Origin of the sequence: Rhizobium sp. BK181 (assembly GCF_014193305.1) — a bacterium.
Classification (GTDB): domain Bacteria; phylum Pseudomonadota; class Alphaproteobacteria; order Rhizobiales; family Rhizobiaceae; genus Rhizobium.
This window is the reverse complement of record NZ_JACHZA010000021.1, coordinates 58241-83138: the sequence shown is the minus strand read 5'-3', so window position 1 is coordinate 83138 and position 24898 is coordinate 58241. Positions and strand designations below refer to the sequence as shown.

Sequence of the window (24898 nt, the reverse complement as noted above, 5' to 3'; positions counted from 1 at the left end):
GCGCACGTCCGGTTCGGCGAGAGGCGATGCGAGACCTGCCGCCGTAATGCGGTAAGGCGCGTATCGCCTACTCATCCGACTTACCTCAAGGTGCGTCGTGGCGGCCGGATCGTTTCCGTTGCCGTCATTGTCGCCGTCGGTGTCAACACCGATGGTCGGCGCGAGGTTCTGGGCATGGAGGTCGGCACCTCCGAAGCGGAGCCAATCTGGACGGAGTTCCTACGCAAACTGACCCGGCGCGGCCTGCGCGGCGTCAGGCTCGTCGTCTCCGATGCACACGAAGGGATCAAGGCGGCAACCTCGAAGGTTCTCAGCGCGACCTGGCAGCGCTGCAGGGTTCATTTTGCCCGTAACGTGCTGGCACATGCCGGAAAGAGTGGCCGCCGCGTGGTGTCGGCATTCATCGCGACCGCCTTCGCCCAGGAGACGGCAGAGGCTGCGAGCCTGCAGTGGCGCGCCGTCGCTGACCAGATCCGTCCGAAGGTACCTAAGCTCGCCGCCATCATGGACGACGCCGAACACGACGTCCTCGCCTATATGAGCTTTCCCAAAGAGCATCGCGTCAAGCTCCATTCGATCAATTCCCTTGAGAGGCTCAACGGCGAGATCAAGCGACGCACAGAGGTCGTCGGCATCTTCCCCAACGATGATGCCATCGTCAGACTCGTCGGCGCGCTGCTGCTCGAACAAAATGACGAATGGGCCGTGCAGCGGGCTCGCTACATGACTCTGGAAACCATCAGCCAGATGAGCGATGATCCACTCATCAGCTTGCCAGCCGTGGCGCGCTGATCATCCCGGCCTATGCCGGAGAACGCGGCGACCAAAGCCGCCACCTACACCACTACCTGGGACACGATCGGTTCGCAGGTGCAAACCTACGCGGATTACTAGTGGAGTTTGCCGGGTCGGCAAAGGCCGCTGGCGTCAAGGAAAATGGTATTGCAGCGCTTGCGGGTGCGAAGTACGCGAGAGGGCCATCTGGGGCAGAAACCGCCTCGGCACCTCCATGGGCACCAGAACACCGTTTCTGCAATCATCACGCTCGCCTACGATTGCCGCCGCCCGCAATTTTTCGCGCCACATGCCGTCGCGGCGCTCAAGCTTGTGGACAGAGGTGTCCTTGGCCATGCACGGCGAGATCGGCCAAGCAGGGTTCCTTCCCGGGAACGTTCTGAAATACGGCGTCGGCAGCAGGAATATGCGTGACAAGAGCACTGCGCTGATGTCCACGGCCAACTTTCTAAGGGCGCACGGCTGGCGGGCCGATGGGGGCTATCAGGACAACATGAGCGCCATCGCTAGTTGGAACTCCGCAAGTGTCTACCAGCAGGCGATCGTGCGCATTAGCGAGGCAATCGATGGGGGCTAACCCTGCGCGAAGTTTTAAAGCCCCCAATGGGGACGGAGGGTCAGTTGCAGTGGTAAGGGCTACGCAATGTCACAGACTACGGTTCGGTACGATCCAACTTCTGTCCCTGTCTAAATGGCGGAGCTTCAAGCGTTTTTGCAGCTGACACAAAGGTGATCCGGCGTGTCGCAGAACCGGACAATATTGTCACCTGCTTCGGGCGTTTCTCAGTGGATGGCTATCGACGTGGGAGCATTTGCGATGCTCCCGGCCGGGTTTGGAAACCGGGCGATCAGGATGCGCGTCAGGTCCTCCTGAGTGCGGTGGCCCTGATTGAAAAGAACGATCGCCGCGCTGCATATTACTTCCGATGTCTTCTCATCCGGCTTCGCTTTGAAATGTCGGTACCAGGATTGAACGGCCTGCGAGAGCACGGCCAGATCGGATTCCAGAAAACGTGTAACGAACATTTCTTACCTCCCAATAAGTGGAGGCCATGCAGGGTTCGATGCATGAGCAGTACTGAGCCTCCAATACCTGTTGCGCAACGAGACTACCTCCTCTTCGGTGAGACATGTAAGTCGGACCAAGGTCCCGTACGAAACCGTACAATAAAACCTCGCGTGCAAAACCTTTAAGTTGAAGTAGTTGAAGTTTTTCCGCCATGCCCTAGCAAAAAACTTAACCTGTAACTGTTGTTATTTATCCATTTTTCCTTCCAGGTTGCATGCCTAATACTTTTGGCGACGTGGACCGAAATAGAATTCCTTATTAAAGTTGCATCGGTTTCCGACGCCTTGAACATGCCAAGTACCGCGATACTCGTCGGCGGCTTGGACCCGAAATCTATTGTTAGAGGATTGCCAGGATGCCTTACAAAAAAGATGACAGTCTGCCACGCAATACCGCGCGCAGACATTTTCTAGGTGTTGCCGCTGCCGCCGGTGCGCGGCTCGCTGGTGTTGCGGCCTTGGCGACGGCAGCTTCCAAGTCTCCCGCGAGTGCAATGGGGCGGCGCTGGGGGCGTGGTCACTCTGGTGGAGGCGGGAATGGCTCCGGCGGACAGGGAGGCTCCGGTGGAGGCGGCGGTGGCGGCGGAGCACAGTGCTTCCTGCGTGGGACGGCGATCCTCACTGATTGCGGCGAGAAGCCTGTCGAGGATCTGCGCGTCGGCGATAACGTTGACCTTCCGGACGGGAGCGCCCGTCCAGTCAAATGGGTCGGCCGGCAGGTTTTCAAGAAGAGCGGTGCGCGCTGGCATGAAGGTGTCGTGCCGATCCGCGTTTCCCGCCACGCGCTGGACAGCCGCACACCACATTCCGATCTCTACCTGTCGCCAGGCCATGCGCTGTTTCTGAACGGCGTGCTGATCCGCGTGAGGGATCTCGTCAACGGCACGACAATCGCGCCGGTCGTTCCTGCCGATGACACCTCGATCGAGTATTATGCTGTCCTGCTCAGTACCCACGAGGTCATTCTTGCCGAAGGTGCTGCGGCCGAGACCTTCCATCCGTCGGAGAGCAATTACGAGAACTTCTCCAATTTTGCGGAGTACAAGCGCCTCTATGCAGAGGAGCGCACCGTGATGACATCCTACGCGACGGTGGTGGGCGAGGAAGGTGGTTGGAAGCACCTGAAGGCGCTTCTTCAGCTTGGCGCTTCGCCTCTAGTGCCGATGTGCGATCCGTTCGGGGACGCCTGCGAGGCGATCAATACGCGAGCCAAAGAGCTTGAATATTGATCATTGTCGCCGAGTCGGGTGGTCCGTGAATTGCGACGATCGGTGACACCGATCGTCGCAGGCGCAGCCTACGCCCTATTCGACTTGGCACCGGCCGTTTTGCGCCAACAGGTGGCAAAGCCATGGGGTTGATTGGTCTCCGATACCGACCTGCCTAGCTGCGGCCAGACGTGGCAACTGGTACATGTTCGAAATGATGCCTTGCTTCGGCAATTTGAGCCAAGCATGGCTGGACATACTTTGGGGGGAAAGTAAACGTTTGATTTCGGGTTCGAGCTACAAGTTCGTCTTGATATAGGGGGCGTCGGATGGCTGGTGGGAGCTTGTGTTTGAAGAAGCGGTGGTTGACATCGACGGCCCGCTGTTGAAGCTGTTGTCGGGCCGCATCATAAATTCACATACTTCGCTGTTTGTTAGCGCTACCCCTATCACAATGCCGACCTCTATATCTGCCATCGGAACCGGAACAGAAGGCAATGAATTTGAATGGATAAGACCACCACTGACCTTCCCGCGGCGCACTATCCGCTTTTTGGATCTGATGCGAATAAATTACTTGGCATCGGTGAGAAATTCACGTATATCGTGTATAGCCGTTACAACTTTTCGGATGCACTCCCCGGCTTCCGAGCGGCGTTGTTCCCCTCTGAAGGTAGATCCTTCACACCTTAGGGCCTCCGGTAGGATGGCCCTTTTTTGTTTGTCCGGGAAGATAGACCTCACGCGCTTGACACGGCATCAGTTATAGTACCGGGAGGGAGATCAAGTAGGTTTCGGCTTGCTGGCGGATCTTTCAGCCCGGTGCTTCGATCGAGGACTGTGTTTTTGTCGCTGGTCCCGCTTGGCATTCCCTGGGCAGCGCGTTGCCCCCGCAGTCCAATCTCCGCATCTTTCCGAAGTCGTTAACGCCGCTCCGGGGAAGCTAAAGTATCTGGCGCCCGAGCGTCGTCCATTTCAGCGTTTCAGGATGAAGAAATCCCCGCATCTTGCGATCCTCGTGGGTCGTCGGCGGCGCGACTGGTCCCGTGCTTGACGGTAAGCAATGTCGCCTTGCGAGCCACAGGGGTTTTACAAGGGGCGCGCAAAACGGCGCCCGTGAAGGGACCTCGCAGTTGGCTGACGCTGCGAGGTTTCCTCAATATACAAGACTTTTACGTGTTAATGTTCACTGCAGTTTGAGCCGCCAGTTTGACCCTGCTAGAGCGGCTTAATAGCCCTGCCCCTCGGGGCGGCCGCAATTATCCTCCGCAGAGCTTCCGACCGGATAGACAGGCTCCGAATATCGGGATGGCCTAGCGTGAAGGCGGCTATCGTCTCCTCAACCCAACACTCAAAACTAGACCAAGCCAAGCAATTCCGGGGCACGCCACCAGCACGATTTCCAGATTTGTGACATCGACAGCAATTCGTCGTTCTTCGCAAAGCATCGGAACAAATCGCTTTGTCTTAGGTTTGATCGTCGGACTTCAAGGAGAAAACAATGAATAAAATCACCGCAATTTCGATGGGGCTGTTAATCTCGGCCACGGCTGCCTTCGCGCAAAGCGAAACGCCATCAACATCCCAAACAACGCCAGCCGTGAATACGGAACACAATCCCGCCGCTCCAGTAGCCGGCAAAAACAGCTTTACTGAGGATCAGGCGAAATCTCGCATCGAAGACGCTGGCTACACGGATGTCACTGCCCTGAAGCTGGATGACCAGGGGGTGTGGCGAGCAACCGCCAAGAAGGACGGCAAGCAAGCCGGAGTCTCCCTGGACTTCCAGGGCAACGTCACGATGGCGAAATAACAAAGCTCCAGGAGAAAAAATATGCGAACGATCACAGGACTCTATGACAGCTACGACGAAGCCCGCGCCGCAGTTGCGGCTTTGGAAGACGCAGGCGTACCTTCTGATGACATCAGTATCGTCACGAACAAAGCAAACGGGGTGGACGTTGAAGGTCAAGGTAGTTACACGGCAGAAGGCGCTGGCACCGGAGCCGGGGTCGGCGCGGTCGCAGGCGGGGCCGGGGGACTGCTAACAGGGCTCGGATTGATGGCAATCCCGGGCGTCGGTCCTGTCGTGGCCGCCGGTTGGCTCGTGGCTACTGCAGCCGGTGCGGCTGCCGGCGCCGTTGCGGGTGGAGCCGTGGGTGGGATCGTCGGCTCCATGATCAATGAAGGTGTGCCGGAAGACGAGGCAAACTTTTATGCCGAAGGGGTTCGCCGTGGCGGTTCACTGGTAACGGCAAGAGTAGACGAAAGCAGAGCTGCAGCAGCGCAGGCAATCCTCAACGGATCTCGAGCCGTGGATTACGCGGCACGACGAGCGAGCTATCAGGAAGAGGGCTGGACGCGTTTCGACGAGGCCGCTGAGCCCTATACACCCCAGCAGATCGCGGCGGAGCGCCAGCGTTATCGTAGCCATCTATGAGGGGCTGAACGTGCGCAACTTCTCTGTCAGGTGGCCAACGGCCGCCTGACAGGAATGGAACAGCCCATGCGCTGTGTACGCTCGATCAAACACACACTTGCACAGAAGGTGTGTGCAAAGTGTCGCTCTTCCTTGGTCGGCAAAAATTGGTAGGAGTCTGCGTGATGGCTCCGTATTTTCGCTGCTCCGCCCCGCATGTGTGATCGCGCTCGCGATCTCCCCGTGTCGAAGAGCTTCGGGAAAACACCACCGCTGACGCGCTCGACGTGACGAGATCTGAATTTTCCGTTGGAAACATGACGGTTATCCCGGTTTCGGTAAGCAGGTCATCCACAAGGGCTGGGCCGGTCTTTCCATCCGCCAGCCAAACATCCACAAAAGCGAATTCGCAATCCATCTGTCTGGCTGCGGAAGTCGCAACCATGGCCCCACGACGTCATGGCCGAGAGCACTGACAATCACCTCGGTTTTCATGGCGATCAGAAATTCGTCTTCTACGATGATTATTTACACATTAGCCACCTTGCCAGCGATCTTTTTGGCTGCAGCCTGTCGCTGGCTGTAACAGGAACTGGCGAGCTTTGGAAAAAATGTCGGGAACCGCCGTGGGCCATGCCGCGTTACTGTCGCCATGACTTCCGCTAATTTCGTGGTAAAATCGCCGATGATTCTAATTCCTCGCTCCCGGAGGGTATTTGCGATCGTTTGAGTTGCTGAACGGTATACGTTTCTTGCTACGTGCTGATGGCTCTTCGTTCGCGAGGAAAGAAGAAAGGAAGGAAGGAAGGAAGGAAGGGCCGGTGGAGAAGACGCTGCAGGGAAGATGCATCCTCGTTGTGGAGGACGACTACTACGTCGCAACGGATCTTGCATCCAAACTCTCGGCTCACGGCGTGGAAGTTGCCGGTCCTGCTGCAGGCGTCGCAGGTGCGCTTGCACAACTCCGATCAAGTCCGGGCATTGAGGGCGCAATCCTGGACGTCAATCTGGGCGGTGAAACGGCCTTTCCTGTGGCTGATGAGTTGGAACGTCGAGGGCTCCCTTTCATTTTTGCAACCGGATACGAACCTGATGTTGTGCCGGCACGCCATGCCGACAAGATCCTTCTCAGGAAGCCGCTTGATGACGATACCATTGCCGGGGCACTTCTTGCTGCTTTTCACCCGCGAGGCGCCACAGCGCAAGATGTGGAGCGCAACGGCATCCTTCGAAGATTGCCTCCATCCGAACTCAACGACCTGCTACCCCTGCTTCGGACGATATTTCTACCCCGGGGCGCGATCATGGAGATGCAGGGACAAACCATCACCCGTGCCTATTTCCCCCTCGATTGCGTAGCCTCACTCGTCGCCGTCTCCCGGGAAGGAAGCAGGATCGAAACGGGATTAATCGGCAACGAGGGCATGACGGGGTACGGCATCGCCGAGGGCGACAAAGAGACACCCTTCGAGCTGATCAATCAGATCGCAGGATATACTTTGGCAATAGCCGCCGACGATTTCAAACAGGCTTTGTCAACGAGCGCCGGTTTGCGCACCCTCGCCCTCCGGTTTGCCCGTTCGATGAGTGTACAGGTCAGTTACACGGCGTTGGCCAACGGCCGACTTGATATCCGGCGTAGACTGGCACGCTGGTTGCTGATGGTCCATGATCGCGTCGACCAAAACATTTTCCATCTTACTCACGACGATCTAGCAATCATGCTAGGGGTGAGGCGGTCATCCGTAACGGACGCCCTTCACCTTCTGGAGGGCGACAGGTTAATCAGGTCGACGCGCAACAACATCGAGATTGTAAATCCGCGGGGCTTAATCGACGCCGCGAGTGAAGTATATGGAGCACCGGAGCTTGAGTACGACCGTTTGATGGGCCTTCCAGTGGGTCCTGCTGCCGAGGATGGTTGGGGCGCAAGAGCCAGCCGTAAACATCTCGTTTCGTAACCCGTCGCGGGTGAGGGAATTGCTTTGCTCGACGCATCTCAACCGGGGCAAAATGCATGCTGATGGATTCTCCCGGCGTGCCCGTGCAACCTAGACATTTTTGATCCAGCGAGCAAACGGAGCATGATCTATTTCACCAGCGACACGCATTTTGGCGATCCACGCGTCCTGCGGATCGATCGTCGGCCGTTTCCGGATTTGGCTTCTCACGACGCAACCCTCATCCAAAACTGGAATTCGATGGTGAAACCCGAGGATGACGTCTGGCATCTGGGAGATTTCATGCGAGAGACAGGAGGCGATTGCGATCAACTTCTATCGTATTTGAATGGCCGAAAACATCTCATTGTTGGCAATAATGATCCTGAAACGACTGTTCGCGCAAGAGGGTGGGGAAGTGTCCAACACTATGCCGAAATATCGGTCGGCAGCCAGTTGTTGATCTTGTGTCACTATCCCTTTCGGACCTGGAACAAGATGGGAAGAAAGTCGATCAACCTGCACGGCCACTCGCACGGGAGACTCAAACCGTTTCCCCGCCAATTCGACGTCGGCGTCGATGCTCAGGCATTGCGACCTGTTGCATTGGAGACGATCCTCTCGGCCCGGTAGCGAAGCCCCTCGTAATCGGCCCACCCCGCCAAATACCCTGGCACGCTAGCGGCTCAATAGGCTGCCCACTTGCAGGCATTTAGAGCAAATCACGCTACGATAGACGTAGCGCCAGGGGGAACCTGCGTCTGCCTGGAGTTGCATGGCGTTTCTTGCCGCAATACGTCTCGTAAGGAGGAGAGCGTCACCGCACTGCGTCAGCCAAGTTAGCGGGCTGACCAAGCTCTTTGACGCTGGGGGGTGTCAACGAGATGTTCAGGCGACTCGGTGGAGCAGCGAGCTAACTGGCCATGATCGAAGTTCCCGTTCATTAGGCTCTATCCATTATTATCACAGGAGTCTTTTCTCGCCTTGCAATTGCGTCCAGCCTCCCCACTTAAGAGATAGTAGCAGTCATGGAACGGGCACTGCTTTTAGGGCAACGAAAAGCTCTAGCCCCAAGCGGGAGGACGCGATGTCTTCCACAGCAAGAATTTCCAGACACGAACGCGCAATGCGATCCCTCAGCGGCTTAAAATACGGGGATTTCTTAATGAAATCGATGCCGTACATGGCTGTAGCATTCATTCTCTACCTCGTACTGCAAGGCACGTTCTGGTAGTGTCCTGATTCAGAACTCGCGTCGTTTCCGCTGAGCTTTGGTCCAATCGACCAATAGGAGTTCCCTATGTCAGAACGCACAACAGAATCTGAGATTACCTTTTCTCGTCCTTTTGCCCTAAGCGCTCTGGTTGCTCCGCTCGATGCGGGCACCTACCGAGTGATAGTAGATGAAGAACTGATAGAAGGACTGTCATTTCCCGCTTACCGAAGAACTGCGATGCATATCGAAATACCCGCCCTTGGCGTCAGTATCGGGACAAGGCAATTGTTGCAGGTGCATCCGCGGGACTTGGAGTCCGCAATCAAGAAGGATGCCGAGGGTAACGAATAGCGAGCGGCCTGGTGACCGGTATCTGATTTACAAAAGATAGTCGCGTTATGGTTTCTCGGGCTGCTCGACGGATAATGGTGGCCGCTTTGGCAATTGGGCTCGCTCTCGCGGTCCTTTATGGATTGAGCTGCCCATTCGATGCTCATGGAGAAACCAATGGCGCAGTCCTTGGACCTCGCGTGCGATAGGACAGCTCACAGCCACCGCGACGTTCAAATGACGGCCGCAACTGCGAGGAGCAGCAAATGACTGCCACGAAGGCTCAACAGTCTCGTTCGTCCAGGTTGGCCAGGGTCTGGACAATAAGTGATTTTGCCAAGCGCTTCCGGCTTGACCGCCTTGAAGAGAAACGACTGCTGAAGCTGTTGGGGCCAACTGCGACAGAACGCCAGCTTCTGCTCAACGCCGGAAGAAGGCCGCTGAACCACGCCGGGGACCCTTCATGAAGAATGCACAAACGTGCATTCGATGATTATCGCGTCGGCAACTTCATGCAAGTCCAGATGGAGAGAGATGCCTGGTGAATCTCAATACTTGCTTTGCCCCAGTTTAAGGATCAAAATCGATGTGCCCCACGCCCGAGGAACGAAAAACACTTAGACGCGTCCTCAAGCGGGCCGACTACGCTACGTCTGAGATGCAAGCGGCCGAAGGTGATCGGCACTTGGAGGAGGTCGCTGTGATCCGTCGGATTGAGGCTGCAACTATCCCGACCGTCAATTATCCGGCCTCCAAACGGCAAAGACTGAACGCGGACTTTGCGGCTGTTTCAGCTTGGGAAAATGAGGGAGGGTCCGTTCGCTTATCAAAGCGAACGGACCGCAGGAAGGGCTAGCCATTCACACGAAGCACATAACGTCGAACCGATAGGATCAGCCGAACTTCACGAAGGAATGCCCGAAATGTACAATTCCAATCGCGCTGGCGACGAACTTTCTTGGACGCTCGGTCGCTGCGTCCGGCCCTATTCCGCCGCGACTACCTGGAACCCCGATGGCCGGCTAAGGTCTTCAAGATTGTATACGCGGACGTTTGGGCACACCCTCCTGGCAATATCGGTCAGGTGCCTGTGATGGGTCAGATAAATGACTTGGCCATGCAGGCCCATCTCCGAAAGGAGCCTGAAAGCCTCCTCGGCCCGAAAATCGTCGAATGTCTCCATGATGTCGTCAGCGATAAACGGAATCGATGTCCGGTTGGCCACAAATTCATGGTATCCGGCGACACGCAATGCCAAGTATAACTGAAACCTTGCACCTTTCGAAAGTTCATTGGCAGCTTTCGAACCACCGGCCGCAGAGACGGCAATCAGAACATCGCCATCCTTTCCAGGTTGCGCGGCGACCCCTTGGTAGGCACCGCGACTGATCGTGCGGAACGCGTCCGATGCACGAGCCATCATTCCACTACGATGACGATCTCTGTAGATTGCAAGGGCGTGCTCTGCAGCAGCAACGCCGGCACGGATCTCCATGTAGCGACGGGCACTTTCCTCGATGTCGATCAACACCGTCCTGCGTTGCTCCTCAATTGAGGCTACCGTCGCATCCCCACCGACTGCGTCCAAGGCATCCTGCGCCTTCGATCGGCTGTGAAATACATCGCGACAGCGGGCGTCCTGGTCGTCAAGGAGCGGCATCAGTTTTGCCAGTTCGTTGCCCAGTGCCGATCTGTCAGCGGAAGCTGTCAATGCTTCGATTTCGAGCATTGGGGAGCCAGCAGTCATTTCGAAAAGTTCGCGCTCGGATTCAAGAATGGCGTTTTCGAGATCTCGCCTTCGGTAGGCAAGATCGATGCTGGCCTCAACTGCTTCGAACGAGCTGACCCCAAAAAAATCCATCATCTCCCGCATCCGAGCCATAAGAAGGCCCTGTGTCGCTCGTAGCGCAAGTCCGTCGTGCCGCACTCCGTCAAGTTGACATTTCAGTTTCCGATCGCGTTCGGCGTCAAGACCGACGGTCTTGATCCTTTCAAAAATTGCCTGGCAAAGAGCAATGGGAGAACCTTCGGAACCCAAACCAAGCGAAGCGCTCAACTGCAGTACTTTCTCCTCGAAGGAATCTTTGTCCTTTTCCATCTTCTGAATGCGATCAAAGAGGCTCTCCCGGGCATCTAAAGTCGAGGCCAGTCGCTCAAGAAGGGTCAGGATTTCGGTCACCGCACCGACACCTGGAGAATGCCCAAGGTCCCGAAGCCAGCAGCCGGCACAAAGAGCGCTCCACTGGGATAGCCATGTCCTTGAGGCTTCGTCAGCGGCTTCCATGATATGCTTGCGCTCGATGATGTCATTGCGAAGCCTTTCGATCTGCGCCGCCTTGTTCACAGACGTATGGAAGGCGTTCAACGCCGTCTCTGCGATCGAGATCAGCGCGCCGACATCAGCCTGCCGGTCGATCATGATTTTCGCACCGGTCAATGCTTGAACGATTGATCGTCTGGATTTTTCGATTTGATCGCGAACATCACCGATTTCCCGCTCGACCTCAGCAAGATCGTCTCTCGCCCTCAGGGCCGCTTCCCGTCTGCGTAGCCATTCCTCCATTTCCCAGGGGTTTCCAGTTACGGCCGGATCTGACTCCGACTGCGCAAGGCCCTGACAGACTTCAGCCCGAAGCACCTCCATCTCAGACCGTGCGTCAGCGAGGATTTTTTCCTGGCTCCGAATATCGGCAGCCACCACCGCAAGCCGTTGGTTAAGCTGGCTAAGCTTGCCAATATCAGCAAAGTGCATGAGCCTCTGCGATATCACATGATCGTGGCGGCGCATCGCCATCTCGAACCCATCCGCGGATGCGTTGTCCATTGCCTGTCGATGCAGCGCCCAGGCATGGTCGCGTTCCGCACGGATAACCGCTGCGGCTTGCTCCTCGATGTTTCCTGCCTGAGCACGCAACGTCGTGATTTCAGCCTCAAGCCTTGCTGCCTCGAGTTCGAGACGCTGCAACTCAGCGCGCGATATCCGCTGTTGATCATCCAGAGCGGAGTAGCTCTTCTTCCAGGATTCGATACGTGCACCTGTAGGTGGAACCAGCGATAAAAGAGCTTCCACCTCTCCATGCCACGGTGCTAGTGCCCTCAACGTTTCAGTCAGGTTTGCGCGCGCCACGTCCCCGCGACGGGCCAATGATCGGAGAACGATATCCTGGTCTGACTTCGGGACTGCCTTGATGACAGCTTGAAGGGTCTCGATCGCTCGGACGCGCTCCCCACAGGTCAACGTGTGGTCGACCTCTTCACCTTCCTGGTTCGCGAGTGCCCGTTCCGCCCTCAGCAACTCGTCTCGGGCGGCGCAATACTTCGCGTCGACACCCGACTTCGACCCAATGAGCGAGCGCAGAGATCCGATTGTAACCGCGTCCAGAAGCAAATGCGCGGGAGCTGTCTCCCCTGCCCTGCCCAATAGTGCAAGGATACTTTCGATGGACAGCTCCGATGCTCGAGCCGTCAACTTGGGAATGTCCTTTTCAGCCGTGACATACCGCGCTCGAAGTTCGGAAAGCTCCTCCACCTGCGCTGCTATGGCGAGCGCGGCAGGATCAATTGAAATGTCGGCTATCTCAGTCTCGAGCAAAGCTACAGATGCAGAATGGTCCTCAAGTTTTACCCTTACCTCTATCTCGCTCCGTCTCAGCTCGTGCAGCTCCTGCCGCCAGGTTTCTGGCGGTTGCGGTACGGGGTCGAGGTCAGCGAGCCGATCCTTCAACGAGCCGCGCCGTGACATAACTGGAAGCGCGTTGAGGACGCATTTGACTTCCTCGATCCTGCGCTGCGTTCGCGCCCTCGCGCCGATCGCCTCTTCGTAAAGCCCAGCGAGCCTGTCGCGCTCGACAACGAGCCTGGAAAACTCACTCGCTTGCAGATCGAGCGTCTCACGCTGCTGTTTCAGATCAGAGAGGCGGCCTTTCAGTTCGGCAAGCGCCCCACTTCTCGCGCGATACTTGTAGAAGGTGTCGGCGTCGCTTCTGATTACGGTCAATTGCCTGCTGAGGTCCGCAAGGCCGGCGCTTGCGGCAAACAGCAATTCGCCGAGGTTCCCCTTGCTTGCGAGAATGCCTTCACCGCCCTTCTCCAGACTTTCGTCGTCCAGGGAAAACATTGTGGCGAACGCGTCCCGATCAATACCGCCCAAATCAGCCTTGATGTCGATCTCCGGCTGGACGCGCTCCTGGTCATCGAGAAGACTGTTCTGCGGGCGCTTGATACGAACGAACTCTCGGTTCTTTCCGCCGACATTGACGTCTGCACCAATGCGCATCGTAGGATAGGGATGCAGGAAGCCATATCGGCTTGAAGTGCCAATTCCAAAAATGAGGTCTACAATCGCATCAAATGTGGTCGACTTTCCCGCTTCATTTGGACCGTAAATGATGTGAAGATCGGGCGTTCCCAGAGACCGGAAGCCAAAATCCAGCACGCCGTCGGTAAACTTTCCATATCGCGTCAGATCAAGCCGATTGATACGCATTCATTCCCCCTGCGTATTGCGCAGCAGTGCCACGATGTTGGCCGAGCCTTCTTGGGCGAAACCGGCCAGCACATCCTGGAAGGCTGTCTCATCGGTGCCGAAGATATTTCGGAGCTCCGGAGGGAGCTGTCCGCGCAGTTCGTCCGCAATGGCAGCAATCTCTTGCTGATAGGCTGCCGACCCAAGGACATCCGCATTGATGATGGAGGTCAATTCCGAAAGCGCACTTCCGGTGTTGCCTTCCGTATCTTCCGCACCGATGCACGAGGTGTGGACCTTGTCGATCCAAATGGTGCCGCTGGCCGAGCCTCTCGTTTCCAATTCGGTTCTAATGAGATCGAGTTCCCGGCGAATTCGCCATGCCATCTCATGGGAACCATGAAGCTGAATCCGTGCAACCAGATGATCTGCCGGAATCGTTGAGCGCAGTCTTTCGAGCCCCCCGGAAACTTTACCAATCATTGCCTTCCAGTCAGCAACGTCTGAAACGTCAATGAACAGCCGCTCGAATTGAGCGACGTTGATGCATCGCTCATCCACGATCACTGACCGATCATCTCGGATTGTCACCAGCGAGACCGACTTGGGTCCGTCCTCGTTTATGTCGCGGCCTTGCGGCATTCCCGGCATTACAACGGTAGAGGCAGCCCCTTCGGCTACCGACCGCTTGTGGATGTGGCCCAAGGCCCAGTACCGAAAACCGCTCTGATGCAAGTCAGCGAGGTTGCATGGAGCATATCGGTCGTGCCCCTCAGAGCCTCCAAGGCTCGTATGCATGATACCGATATTGACCGCATCGGGCACAGGCATCGGGTAATGCCTCAACAGGCTCTGGGGAGCATGCGGCTTCGCAAAGCTCAGGCCATGGATGACGACGGGGAACTGCCCGGCACCCCGATGCACTGCTACCGCTTCCGCCTGGGAACCGAAAATCTTGACAGACTCCGGCATGACGAGCTCGGACGTGATTTTTGACAGTGCGTCGTGGTTGCCGCGGATGATGAAGGTCTGTATGCCGGCCTCATCAAGACGCCTGAGCTGCTCTGCCAGAAAGCGAGCCGTTTTCATCGACGTCTGTTCGCCGTCGTAGAGGTCCCCTGCCAAAAGAAGCGCATCCACCTGCTCTTCCAGACACAGGTCGACAATCCGAATGAACGTACGTCTCGTCGCCAGGCCGATCAAATCGGACAGTTCCGGATTGCGCAGGGCAAGCGTCCTCAAGGGCGAGTCGAGATGAATGTCGGCGGTGTGCACGAAGCGATAGGCCAAATCAATACCTCATCATTGACCTGTCTTGTTACGATAGAGACCGATTCACCGCGACAGCCAATTCCCGTTTTGTTCTTTTCTCCACAGATTAGTCGGACATTGCCGCAATCCCTGCCCGGACCGAGCTCGCCCCTGCATGCGCAAATTGGCGACTGGGGTCATGTGATTGTCGCGCCTTGATCTCACAGCAGGTCAAGGCAGCCAACACCGTTCAGGGCCGCGTGCGCAATTTAGATCGCGTTAAGCGGGCGACGTTACAGTATCGGCGGATACCTCGATTCCAATTCCCGTGGTACTCGAGGGATCACTTATCGTGTGTGATATCGACCACTTCAAGCATGTGAACGATACCTGTGGCCATGCGGCGGGCGACCTCGTTATCCAGGGGCCGGCAAAGGAATCGACGCGCATCGTTGGCAAGCTCAGCCATGCCGAAAGATTTGGCGGCGAAGAGTTTGTGGCATTTCTTCCGAACTCATCCATCGGGCAGGCCATCGCTCTCGCAGACACAGTGCGGACGTGCTTTGCGATAAAAGACTGGAGCAAGATCGGGGTAAGCCATGAGGTTACCCTCAGTTGTGGTGTATCAGCGGTCGCCCCTGGCGAGACATCATTGGAGAATGTAATTGATCGGGCCGACGGTGCTCTCTATCTTGCCAAAAATGCTGGTCGGAACAGGGTTGGATCTAGGGGCGGGGAACCCGCCGCATTCCCGGTCACTCTGCCAAAGAGCGCCGCACTCGCGGTATAATGGGCAGCGCGGCATGAAAGAAGCCTGCTAGCGGACGTTCCGATGACGTAAGGAATACGATGACAGGACTTACGCATCTGTCTTGGTCATCAACGTGATCTCCTCGACGGCAATGATTTCGGCCAGGTTCGCTACCGTAATATCTCTGCCCGCTTTGGACGCCCAATGCACCTTTTTGGGGTGCAACCTCTCCTGATGGCCGGATTGTAAAACCTCAACCTTTCATTAACCATATGTCCCTAGCGTCCGGAAAGCGAAACAACACTCTCCGGAGAACTTCAAGGAGGACGCCATGTCGCTCGCAACCGTGCCCGGCAAAATCCGGCTATATGGTAGTCATGCCATACTGGTCATGACGGAAGGCAGCCTGCACCAGACCGTATGCATCTCCGACGATGCACTGCCCCCTGGCGAAAGCGACCTTATCCAAAGCATACTTCGTGACCTCCCCTTGTATGAGGGCATTGCCGACCGCAAGTTCGCAGAGGGCCAATTGGCATATGACGGGCGAGTATGGATCACATCTTCTGACATCACTCCCCATTAAGCAGGCACAACCGTCGCCGCGATGACGGCTGTTATCCGGCGCGCCTCAGGCGGGTGATCATTGCCGCGCTGATCGACACGACGATCAATGCCTCCCACTCATCGTCCGATAAAGGGTAGATTCTGAATCCTACCGGCTTAGACTGGACGGATGATTTTAACCGCGCGTCTTCCCGATCAAGATCTCGCTTTCTTCGACGGCTTGCGCCGCATCCACTTTCCACCTGGTCGCAACCACGTGACGGCCCACCTCACCGTGTTTTACCGGTTATCGGACTGGCATCTCTCAACGATACATCAACTTCTTGAAGTCGTTGCGAGCTCCCAATCGCCGATGCAAGCATCGACGACCGGCATCTGGCATCTCGGATCCGGAGTGGCGTTTACGCTTGACTCTCCGGAGCTGGAGCGGATTCGCGGTGTTTTGCGCGGAAAGTTCGAACCATGGCTCAGCCCCGGGGACAAGCAAGGTTGGCGGCCCCATATCACTATCCAAAACGGAGCCGATAGAGCGAGAGTCGCTGCGTCGTACGCAGCGGTCACGGCAGCTTTTCAACCTCGCCTTTTGTCGATTACGGGGTTGGACCTATGGACCTACAGGGGAGGGCCATGGAGGGCCGAAGGAAGTTTTGCTTTCTCCGATAATGACCACCTCGGGACGGTGGGCAGCACCTAGGCAGCTGCCCTGGCTGATCGCAGAGCACATACTACGTGACTCCACCTCCATTGTATGCGCTGATACTCATATTCTCAACTTGAGGGGGAATGGAGGTGCGAAACCACTTGCCGCACGAATAATTTCCCTCCATCCTCTACCGAGGAAACGAGAGAGGCTTGGCGTATGAGGAGGGATATCCGCCCATATTGCCAGGCCTCTCTTGTCTTACGAGAAACCTTAAGCAGGACAGACATCCATGGGATCGCCCGAGCGGTGCTCCGACCGAGGATGCCAATGACCGCGATTCAGCAAAGCGCAGCAAGAGCCGCGAGAATACACCTTCCAGCCCTTGCGTTTCGACAATCAGGCCGCCGATCGCGGCGCCGCTGGCAATGGCAATCTGAAAAGTGGTCGGCATCAATGCTCCTGCGTTGATTAGAAGCGTAGTCGGCCCCCGGAGAGCGAGCCGGCATTTAGCCGGCTGCTGCCCATGACAACCCCCGGACCGGCGATTGCGCCAGTGACAGCCGTCATCGTGACTGATTGTCCTGCCGCCTCAATGCTGATGCCCATATCGCGGGAGAGACCAAGGGTGAGAAGGCTGGCCGGGAGGAATTCCGCCGTACCACCTTGAAGGCATTGGCGCAGGTCTGACGTTCATAATGTCATCTCTAAAGTTCTGGTCGTTGAAGGCTAGACGTGGCACCCCGGTGTTTCTATGCTAGAAAAAACGACCTATTTGATAATTCGTCCAAATTCCGGATACAGCAATGAGCGATGCATTGACAGAAATGATGCGAGGGTTGCGCTTGGATGGCGTCGAATACGGGCGATGTCAGCCGTCAGCACCCTGGGCGACAGCTTTTCCAGCAAAGGAAGAAGCGCAATTTCATTTTGTAGCGGCAGGCAGAGCTCATCTGCAATCGCCGAATGGCGAGTGGACCGAAATGCTGCCGGGCGACGCGGTGCTGCTGCCGAGAGGCGACGCTCATGTAATTGCCAGTGAGCCCGGGCTAGATCCGACGCCAGTCGACAGCATGCCTCGCAAACCGGTTTGTGATGGTATTGTCGACTTGCAATGCCCCTGTGCCGATAACAGAAATCTCCTATTCTTTGCGGTCATGCGCTTCAACGTCGACAAGCATCATCCCCTGTTGCAGTTGATGCCAAAGATGATGCGGACAAGTGACCTTGCTGCCAATGAACCATCAATCCCCGCCCTCCTCGAGGCAATGATGCGTGAGGCCGACATGAACCGCGTAGGAGCTGGTGGAATTCTGGCTCGGCTTGCCGACGTCTTGACTGCAACCCTCATCAGAACTTGGGTGGAACATGGGTGCGGAGACGCGACCGGTTGGCTGGCTGCTGTCCGAAATCCAGAGGTGGGCCGCGTTCTCGCCGCTATTCATTTCGATCCGGCACATGACTGGACGGTGGAAGAACTTGCAAGAAAAATGGGGGCGTCACGGTCCGCGTTTGCGGAGCGCTTCTCCAGGGTTGTCGGTGAAACTCCAGCCCGGTATGTTGCTCGAATGCGCATGCATCAGGCTCATCAATGGCTCTTGGAGGGTCAGCGCGTGGGCGCGATTGCCGAGCGTCTCGGCTACGAGTCAGAAGCGTCCTTCAGCCGCGCTTTCAAACGTATCATGGGTGCATCGCCGGTAACCTTTCGAGGAAGGGCTCTGGACTCTTCCCGTCCTCTCAGGCGAGTGGCCTCTTGAACAAAAGGGCGGCACCTCGACCAGCTTGTCTTGTTCGATCCGGCATCACGTTCCCGGCGCCTTTGGTTTCGAACGGCTAACACGGATCATCAGATCCCACATCCGTTGAGAATGCCGGGTTATTCGGCACAATGGCTCACTGTCGTGTGGTCCGTGACAATGGCAGGGGCAACGACGCGAGCCCGGTCGAGCGTAGGCAGCGCCAAGAGATTTGAAGGCTGCATCGTCCCGATTCATCGACCTGTTTCAAAAAACGACCACAGCAAGTCAGTGTTGACCCCAACCTCCCGGTTGGTCGGGCGAGTCTCAGATCCGGTCTGAGTTGCCCGTTAATCAAGCCGCCTTCCAGCCGATGACAGTCACATCCGAGTTTGTCGACAGGCATGGATGAGCCGGGAGGAACAGCCTAACCATCGCGTCGACTGTCGAAACGCCGCTCTGATTGAGTTCCTCGTCGCTCAAATCTGAAATTGCCTTCCGCTGAACCGAAACGACGTCCACCTTCGTTGTTGACCAGAAGCCGCTCGCGGAGCGGATCTCAAGCGGACCTGGTTCAACCGAACAGTATCCAACCCGAACAGCAATTGTTTTGGCGCCACTTTCAACGGACTCCATATGGCTATCCGCTATGATTATGTTTTGCATCATGTCTCCGTTCAGGGCCAACCGCGCATCACAGAAAGGACCGGTGGATCGATCCAGGCAGCTCTAATAAACTGTGAGATGGCGGGCGAAAACCGTAAATCCGGCATAGCAGCTATGCGCGCCACAGACGCGATGTCTCCGGCCAATGTGCTTTTGGCCAGGCAAGAGGACCTCTGCGCTCGGATAAGTCTCGGGCCCCGGAACCGACGGATCCAGCCTGATAGGTTCCCGTTACTGGTGCGTTTCCAGCAGGAAACGGGCACAGGCTGCTCACGTTAGCGTGGTTACTGCTTCAAAGTACGCCAGCGTACGCAACCCGTGGTCAGACCAAGGTCCGATTGCCAACCCCATGTGCAATCCTACTCTCCTTCTATCCTTCATCTCCTGGAAGGATAAGGGAGGCCACTCGGGTGGGGTTGGTATTGGTCGGTGGCCTCCCAGCCACGTCAAACTCCGGATCAGGGCGCCTGAAACGAGTGCTCCAGATGAGATTTTCGGACGCTTCACATGTCAGTTGCAGGCATCTGCGTTTGGTTTCGCCGGGGGCCGCCGTGTTCGGAACCTTTCGGATCGTAAATCATAAGAAAGCGGTCATTGTCTGGAGGCAGTGATGAAAAGCGTCCGAACCATTGAAAGGCGGCGTCGCCAGCGAGGCGAGCAATATTTGCGGCGAACAGTTTCAGCAAAACACGATCTTTAGGCCAGGAAGGCCGAAGTGCTTTTGTCCGATTTGCCCCTCGGCAATCGAGTTCGATCTGCGTACGGTGGCAAAGAAGCGAAAACTTGAAGGCGCCTTGTTTCTCGACGTCGATGCGGCAATCACAGCAGCACTGTACTGGGGCCAAGGGCTGTTTCTCAACAAACCTCCAAACAGCCGACCCGAACCCGGCCAGCGGCTGGAGATTACATGCGAAGCTCGAAAGGCAGTAGCACTTCTTCCGATTCGATAGTGGCCAAACCAACGTCTGCCAATTCACTCATCGGCTCAGGCACCCAGGAGACGTTCCTGCGCCGCGATGATCATCGTGGGAGGCACTTGGACGGTTTCAAAAAGTTCATAGAGAAAGTATTTCAACGACGAAATTTCAACTTCAACATTGGCCGCGAATATGGGATCTCCGGCGGCCCATCTCCTCATGGTGAAAATGGATCGGCCTATAGAGCCGGGCCGTGAAAGAACGTTGGGATCAAAGTGCTTGCTTTCTGCGACGTACCATACGAACAGCCGGACGGCCAGCATCGCCGGCGTTAGCCTTGCGTTGCTCGCAAGACATTTCTCGCTTTCGAGAGCGCTTCGCGACATTACGTCAAGACGGCAAACGTCGAGTCCCAACTCAAGAAGGCGTTGCGACAGTTCCGCTTCACGCGGGTCGGGGTGGGTAAAGTGGTCAGCGAGGTTCATGCTCAAAAGATAGCGCCGGGACACGAAAAGTCATATTCCCCTTACCCTCGTCAATTCGGCTAAGGTCATTCTAGAAGACCGGACGAGGGATGCAACCGTAAGCCCGCGCGAACCGAGCCAAGTCCAGATGCGACCTCCGTTTTCATCACAGAACTCACCGAAAGCCAGGCTCATCGGATCGAAGGAGCACCCACTTTCCCTTCAGCTTGTGCGCCTCAATTGCCATTCCCCTGCGACTCGCACTTTTGCGAGTTGCCGCCAGGCTTTTCTTGAGGATTCATCAGGTGCGGCCCGATCGTCGCCATCCTTGTGACACCTTCGGGACCGTGATGGGCGCTGCCCGAACGAAGGACGTACAACATGGCAACTATTCATACTTCACCTCCAGCGAAAATGGCCTAGGTCTTGCCGTTAGTGTCCTTTAGCACCATCGTTTCGGGTTGGGCACGCCGACGTCCGGGTCTGGCGTTTCCGCAGCGTAGCATGGTGTAGCGAGGACAGCGCTTGAGGCGGCGGCGACACAAAAAGCATGTTCACGGGGTGCAGGCTTCGTCCTCCAGCCCTGCGACGTGACGAACGGGAGCGCGCAAGGGGAACCAGGTACGACAGTCGTCGATATCCAGCATGTCAATGCTGAGGCGTTGGGCCCGACTGTTCGGCAGACCAGTCGTTATCTCCATTAATAGCTGGTTGATCCTAACTTCAAATACGTCAACGCCCGCTCGCGCGGCATGGCGATCCGGCCCCTCTCAAAGATTGTATTCGAGCGCTGCCCCAACTGAGGCGTGCGAACACATTGATTACTCAGGTTGATTAGGCTTCTCTTGAAGTGCTACCCTCCACTGATTCATCGCTACACTAGGCATTAGAAATAGGGAAGCAGCTTGCAAGAAGTCGCCATAAACGAAGACGACGCCGGCACCGCCATTGTCGACAACGTGGTTGAGGGCACCCCATTTGGTAATCACTATGGAGTCGACAACGATGCGTTCATCGGTGCGGTACACGGTTCTCGTTCGAGGCTTATCGTCGATTTTTCCTTCATCAAGAATGCGTTCAAGACTCTTTGCCGAGAACAGGGCGTAACTCGGGATCGAAAGGCGAGCGTTGAGATTGCGACGCTTCTTTTGGTATTGGTCAAGGAAGGTGTAGTTGACGAAGAACGATTAACGCGCCTTGCTCGCACGCGATGGGAGGAGATGGCAACGGTGGTGAGCGATCGATTTCAAAGCAGCTAATCGATTTCGCAAACCACGCGGACACGCAGAAAAGCCACACCCGGGTTCCAGTGACATGGTGCAACCTCCCTCACCCTTCCTGCAACAAAAAGGAAGTGTGATCAGGGGATCGCCGGGCTCCAAAGTAATTTAATCTCCACGCCAGGAGACGCTGGGACATGCCACCGGACTTCGATGGTGTTTTTTGTCCCTATGAGGCTTTCGCGATCCTCGCCGAGTAAGATCCTCCGCCGGAACAACGCCCTGTTGCTGACGTTTTCAATGGCCAGACCGCAGCAGAGGACGTCAAGCAAATGCAAGTCGATCGCGAATCAAGAGCGACGGGAGGATCACAAAGACGATACCCGGTTGGGGCCGAGATCGTTGATCGTGTTGCGTCGTTTCGCGTTTGGGCACCATCTCACCAAACCATGTCGGTCGTTCTCATGGCAGGAGGAGAATACCCGATGCGCCGAGAGGAAGGGGGCTACTTTTGTGTCGACGTCGAGGGTTTGCAGATTGGCGCACTTTACCAGTTCCGCCTGGGGGAGACGCCACAATGTCTGCCCGACCCCGCATCGCGCTTTCAACCCGGGGGCCCAGCGGGGCCGTCAATGCTCGTGGATTACAGGTCCTTTCGATGGCAGGATACGGCTTGGCCAGGTATATCTCCAGATGGGCAGGTCCTCTACGAAATGCATATTGGGACATTCACGCCGGAGGGAACCTATGAAGCCGCAGCGCAAAAGCTACCGCTCCTCAAAGACCTCGGCATCACATGCTTGGAGATGATGCCACTCAACGAGTTTCTCGGTGAGTTCGGGTGGGGCTATGACGGAGTACTTCCCTATGCGCCTACACGCTTGTACGGCCGCCCGGATGAATTGCGATCGTTTATAGATCAGGCCCATCAGGCGGGAATCGGCATCATCCTCGACGTCGTCTACAACCATTTCGGCGTTGGCGAAAGCTTTCGAGCATTTTCAGAGGATTACTTTACCGATCGCTATTCCAACGAGTGGGGTAGCTCTCTCAACTTCGACGGAAGGAATTGCCAGGGTGTGCGCGAGTTTATAGCTAAGAACGCCGCATACTGGATCGATGAGTACCATTTGGACGGCCTACGATTGGACGCCACCCAGGCGCTCTTCGATGCCAGTGAGGATCACATCGTCACGTTGATCGCTCGTGAGGCACGGAAAGCAGGAGGCCGGCGATCGATCTACCTCTTGGCAGAGAACGAACCGCAGGACACAAGTCTTCTCCGCGCAAGCGATGCGGAAGGCTTGGGTCTGGACGCTGCGTGGAATGATGACTTCCATCACTCTGCCATGGTGGCCGCTACCGGAAGGAGGGAAGCCTATTATCACGATCACCGCGGTCATGCCCAAGAGTTCGTATCGGCCGCGAAACATGGCTACCTGTTTCAGGGCCAGCGTTACGATTGGCAGGACGCCCCACGTGGCACACCCGGCTTTGACCTCCACCACGAACACTTCGTCCACTTTTTGCAAAATCATGACCAGATCGCGAATTCTGCAAGAGGCTTGCGGATAACTGAGCTGACGTCGCCGGCGCGGTTTCGAGCACTAACCGCCCTGCTCCTCCTCGGTCCGCAGACCCCCATGCTTTTTCAAGGCCAGGAGTTCGGCGCGACGACGCCTTTCTTTTACTTCGCTGATAGTCGTGGGGAGATGATTGATCTCGTAAGAAAGGGCAGAGTTGCCTTCTTGAAACAGTTCCCAAGCCTAAAGGATCCCGACTTCGAAAACCGCATGGCTGCGCCGTCCGATCCGCTAACGTTTGAACGATCAAAACTAAAGTGGGATGAATATGAGCGGAATGACCACCTCGTTGCGCTCCATAGGGATCTCCTCGCGCTTCGGCGAAATAATATCTTCTCCGGATATGACGAAGGGCGGAAGCTCATTGTTGACGGGAGTGTGTTGGAGACGTCCGCGCTCCTGTTGCGGTTTTTTTCTGATAAGCCGGACGAACAGCGTCTGCTTTTAGTCAATCTCGGTCACGACCTTGCAATTCACAGTCGGCCCGATCCTCTGCTCGCCCCGCCGCGCGGTTATCAATGGAAGGTCGAGTGGTCCAGTGACGATTTTAACTATGGTGGAAGCGGTCGCCGACCGATCGACTTACAACGTCGTTGGGGTCTTTCAGCCGACTGCGCGGTCGTGCTTGCGCCAAAAAGGCAGGCACGGAACAAGACACCTCCTGGTGAACAGCTTGATCACTGGCAAAGCGAAATCTCCTCTTGAGATGGCTGATTGCAGGCGATTCGTGGTCTTGTCGGAAGTGATCGTGCTCGTTGTAAAAAAAAGCCGGTGTAGTTGACCTCATGGCACTGTCGAGGCCGCCTTTCAGTCACGTTATACACAGAAAGATAGTGTCGGTCCCGAGAGCGCTTGTTACGCCACGGTCTGGATGCCGCGCAAATTTCTGGCGCCGGCTCAGCCATAACGGAGCCGTTATGATCCCCTCCTGCGGATGCTGTTGAGAACAGTCCGTATGGGGAGTGGCCACTCCTTTTGGCTAAGCTTGCTCAAGCTGGATGAGGCGACGGCGAGGATGATAGTTGATCCCACGAGAATCTCGCGCACGTAGGAATCGACGCTCATCTGCGTCAGGCCATTGTCGAGCCGCCGAGAATGAAACTCCCGACAACGTCGCCAGGACGCGGGCTCGCCTTCCTCACTCATGGTCATTCCCAGGAAGACGGCCGCTATTGCAGAAAGCATCAAACCGCTTCCTTGGGTCGGGTTGGCGGAGGCGACCCGGCTTGCATCATCAGACCTGCGGTTGCCGCCCCCGAGACCGGTCAGGCCAACCGCCGAAAATCGAAGGAGCCGCACACGCACACCGACGAGCCTTGGAGCTTCGGCGTTCCCGCCAACGCATAGAGCGACGACCATAGACCGTATGCTCGAGCAATACCCATACGAGCAGGAGAACGAAAAGCGCAAGCACGCTGAGGAACGGCAGTGAAACCCATTGGTCGCCTGGGTCTTCCGCATATTCTTGACATGTCTTCACCCTTGTCTGCAGAACGAGGCGCGCCTCGAAGGCAATAGGACGGCGTTTCGGGGGGACCTGGACGAGAAAGCCGGTTTTTCCGGTCTTCTCGCGTTGCTTGATTGGAGCAGCCGCGGCTTGGCTGACTGAAACGCCCGCATTACGATCATTACCTGATACCCGTGACTTTCCGTGTGCTGCTC

General features: G+C 56.5%; 19 protein-coding genes and 1 pseudogene. 14 read left to right on the top strand and 6 right to left on the bottom strand.

What is annotated here, in order from left to right:
• Together FHT77_RS27610 and FHT77_RS27605 are read left to right on the top strand one after the other, a co-directional pair.
• On the top strand, positions 1-792 hold a 792-nt coding region (locus FHT77_RS27610; RefSeq protein WP_246720206.1), incomplete at its 5' end, for an IS256 family transposase.
• Between the two features lie 101 nt (positions 793-893).
• A pseudogene (locus FHT77_RS27605) lies at positions 894-1372 on the top strand (lytic murein transglycosylase); the annotation flags it as partial.
• A 206-nt stretch (positions 1373-1578) separates the two neighbouring features.
• Here the strand turns inward: FHT77_RS27605 and FHT77_RS27600 are convergent.
• A complete protein-coding gene (locus FHT77_RS27600; protein WP_183758344.1) occupies positions 1579-1821 on the bottom strand; it encodes a hypothetical protein in 243 nt (80 codons plus the stop codon).
• Positions 1822-2219: 398 nt separating this feature from the next.
• Between FHT77_RS27600 and FHT77_RS27595 the strand changes: the two genes are divergently transcribed.
• The 5 genes from FHT77_RS27595 to FHT77_RS31730 all read left to right on the top strand — a co-directional run bounded on the left by FHT77_RS27595 (position 2220) and on the right by FHT77_RS31730 (position 8063).
• Positions 2220-3092, top strand: coding sequence for a Hint domain-containing protein (locus FHT77_RS27595; RefSeq protein ID WP_183758342.1), 873 nt, complete (start codon positions 2220-2222; stop codon positions 3090-3092).
• A gap of 1480 nt (positions 3093-4572) precedes the next feature.
• Complete coding sequence (locus tag FHT77_RS27590) at positions 4573-4884, top strand: PepSY domain-containing protein (protein WP_183758340.1); 312 nt, start codon at positions 4573-4575, stop codon at positions 4882-4884.
• 21 nt (positions 4885-4905) lie between these two features.
• Positions 4906-5511: a general stress protein gene (locus FHT77_RS27585; RefSeq protein ID WP_183758338.1), complete on the top strand. Its 606-nt coding sequence runs from the start codon at positions 4906-4908 to the stop codon at positions 5509-5511.
• Between the two features lie 800 nt (positions 5512-6311).
• Positions 6312-7451, top strand: a complete 1140-nt coding sequence (locus FHT77_RS27580) for a helix-turn-helix domain-containing protein (RefSeq protein WP_183758336.1) — start codon at positions 6312-6314, stop codon at positions 7449-7451.
• 123 nt (positions 7452-7574) lie between these two features.
• Positions 7575-8063 carry a metallophosphoesterase family protein gene (locus FHT77_RS31730; RefSeq protein WP_246712864.1) on the top strand — a complete coding sequence of 163 codons (489 nt, stop codon included), beginning with the start codon at positions 7575-7577 and terminating at the stop codon, positions 8061-8063.
• A gap of 393 nt (positions 8064-8456) precedes the next feature.
• Here the strand turns inward: FHT77_RS31730 and FHT77_RS31165 are convergent, their stop codons facing one another.
• Positions 8457-8630, bottom strand: a complete 174-nt coding sequence (locus FHT77_RS31165; RefSeq protein ID WP_183770353.1) for a hypothetical protein — start codon at positions 8628-8630, stop codon at positions 8457-8459.
• A gap of 100 nt (positions 8631-8730) precedes the next feature.
• Here FHT77_RS31165 and FHT77_RS27575 point away from each other — a divergent pair, with 100 nt between their 5' ends.
• The gene (locus FHT77_RS27575; RefSeq protein WP_183758334.1) at positions 8731-8997 is read left to right on the top strand and encodes a hypothetical protein; all 267 of its coding nucleotides are present in this window, start codon (positions 8731-8733) and stop codon (positions 8995-8997) included.
• 964 nt (positions 8998-9961) lie between these two features.
• On the opposite strand, the gene FHT77_RS27570 is transcribed toward FHT77_RS27575, so the two are convergent.
• Both FHT77_RS27570 and FHT77_RS27565 read right to left on the bottom strand, forming a co-directional pair.
• Positions 9962-13462, bottom strand: coding sequence for an AAA family ATPase (locus FHT77_RS27570; RefSeq protein ID WP_183758332.1), 3501 nt, complete (start codon positions 13460-13462; stop codon positions 9962-9964).
• A complete protein-coding gene (locus FHT77_RS27565) occupies positions 13463-14731 on the bottom strand; it encodes a DNA repair exonuclease (RefSeq protein WP_183758330.1) in 1269 nt (422 codons plus the stop codon).
• Positions 14732-15044: 313 nt separating this feature from the next.
• Here FHT77_RS27565 and FHT77_RS27560 point away from each other — a divergent pair, with 313 nt between their 5' ends.
• The 4 genes from FHT77_RS27560 to FHT77_RS27545 all read left to right on the top strand — a co-directional run bounded on the left by FHT77_RS27560 (position 15045) and on the right by FHT77_RS27545 (position 18407).
• Positions 15045-15482, top strand: a complete 438-nt coding sequence (locus FHT77_RS27560; protein ID WP_183758328.1) for a GGDEF domain-containing protein — start codon at positions 15045-15047, stop codon at positions 15480-15482.
• A 292-nt stretch (positions 15483-15774) separates the two neighbouring features.
• Positions 15775-16029: a hypothetical protein gene (locus tag FHT77_RS27555; protein ID WP_183758326.1), complete on the top strand. Its 255-nt coding sequence runs from the start codon at positions 15775-15777 to the stop codon at positions 16027-16029.
• A gap of 150 nt (positions 16030-16179) precedes the next feature.
• The gene (locus FHT77_RS32330) at positions 16180-16704 is read left to right on the top strand and encodes a 2'-5' RNA ligase family protein (protein ID WP_183758324.1); all 525 of its coding nucleotides are present in this window, start codon (positions 16180-16182) and stop codon (positions 16702-16704) included.
• Positions 16705-17456: 752 nt separating this feature from the next.
• Positions 17457-18407 (top strand): AraC family transcriptional regulator, encoded by a 951-nt coding sequence (locus tag FHT77_RS27545; protein WP_183758322.1) that lies wholly within the window; start codon positions 17457-17459, stop codon positions 18405-18407.
• A gap of 333 nt (positions 18408-18740) precedes the next feature.
• Here FHT77_RS27545 and FHT77_RS27540 read toward each other — a convergent pair whose 3' ends face one another.
• Positions 18741-19022, bottom strand: a complete 282-nt coding sequence (locus FHT77_RS27540; RefSeq protein WP_246712862.1) for a hypothetical protein — start codon at positions 19020-19022, stop codon at positions 18741-18743.
• A gap of 1015 nt (positions 19023-20037) precedes the next feature.
• Positions 20038-20478 (bottom strand): hypothetical protein, encoded by a 441-nt coding sequence (locus tag FHT77_RS27535; protein WP_183758319.1) that lies wholly within the window; start codon positions 20476-20478, stop codon positions 20038-20040.
• Between the two features lie 860 nt (positions 20479-21338).
• Here FHT77_RS27535 and FHT77_RS27530 point away from each other — a divergent pair.
• Positions 21339-21692, top strand: coding sequence for a hypothetical protein (locus tag FHT77_RS27530; RefSeq protein ID WP_183758317.1), 354 nt, complete (start codon positions 21339-21341; stop codon positions 21690-21692).
• A gap of 293 nt (positions 21693-21985) precedes the next feature.
• The gene (gene treZ, locus FHT77_RS27525) at positions 21986-23941 is read left to right on the top strand and encodes a malto-oligosyltrehalose trehalohydrolase (RefSeq protein WP_183758315.1); all 1956 of its coding nucleotides are present in this window, start codon (positions 21986-21988) and stop codon (positions 23939-23941) included.
• Positions 23942-24898: the final 957 nt, after the last annotated feature.

What these genes read in the sequence shown, in the direction of transcription:
- FHT77_RS27600 (WP_183758344.1), bottom strand. Translation starts at nt 1,821, where the DNA reads ATGTTCGTTACACGTTTTCTGGAATCCGATCTGGCCGTGCTCTCGCAG.
- FHT77_RS27595 (WP_183758342.1), top strand. Translation starts at nt 2,220, where the DNA reads ATGCCTTACAAAAAAGATGACAGTCTGCCACGCAATACCGCGCGCAGA.
- FHT77_RS27590 (WP_183758340.1), top strand. Translation starts at nt 4,573, where the DNA reads ATGAATAAAATCACCGCAATTTCGATGGGGCTGTTAATCTCGGCCACG.
- FHT77_RS27585 (WP_183758338.1), top strand. Translation starts at nt 4,906, where the DNA reads ATGCGAACGATCACAGGACTCTATGACAGCTACGACGAAGCCCGCGCC.
- FHT77_RS31730 (WP_246712864.1), top strand. Translation starts at nt 7,575, where the DNA reads ATGATCTATTTCACCAGCGACACGCATTTTGGCGATCCACGCGTCCTG.
- FHT77_RS31165 (WP_183770353.1), bottom strand. Translation starts at nt 8,630, where the DNA reads ATGAATGCTACAGCCATGTACGGCATCGATTTCATTAAGAAATCCCCG.
- FHT77_RS27575 (WP_183758334.1), top strand. Translation starts at nt 8,731, where the DNA reads ATGTCAGAACGCACAACAGAATCTGAGATTACCTTTTCTCGTCCTTTT.
- FHT77_RS27570 (WP_183758332.1), bottom strand. Translation starts at nt 13,462, where the DNA reads ATGCGTATCAATCGGCTTGATCTGACGCGATATGGAAAGTTTACCGAC.
- FHT77_RS27555 (WP_183758326.1), top strand. Translation starts at nt 15,775, where the DNA reads ATGTCGCTCGCAACCGTGCCCGGCAAAATCCGGCTATATGGTAGTCAT.
- FHT77_RS32330 (WP_183758324.1), top strand. Translation starts at nt 16,180, where the DNA reads ATGATTTTAACCGCGCGTCTTCCCGATCAAGATCTCGCTTTCTTCGAC.
- FHT77_RS27545 (WP_183758322.1), top strand. Translation starts at nt 17,457, where the DNA reads ATGAGCGATGCATTGACAGAAATGATGCGAGGGTTGCGCTTGGATGGC.
- FHT77_RS27540 (WP_246712862.1), bottom strand. Translation starts at nt 19,022, where the DNA reads ATGGAGTCCGTTGAAAGTGGCGCCAAAACAATTGCTGTTCGGGTTGGA.
- treZ (WP_183758315.1), top strand. Translation starts at nt 21,986, where the DNA reads ATGCAAGTCGATCGCGAATCAAGAGCGACGGGAGGATCACAAAGACGA.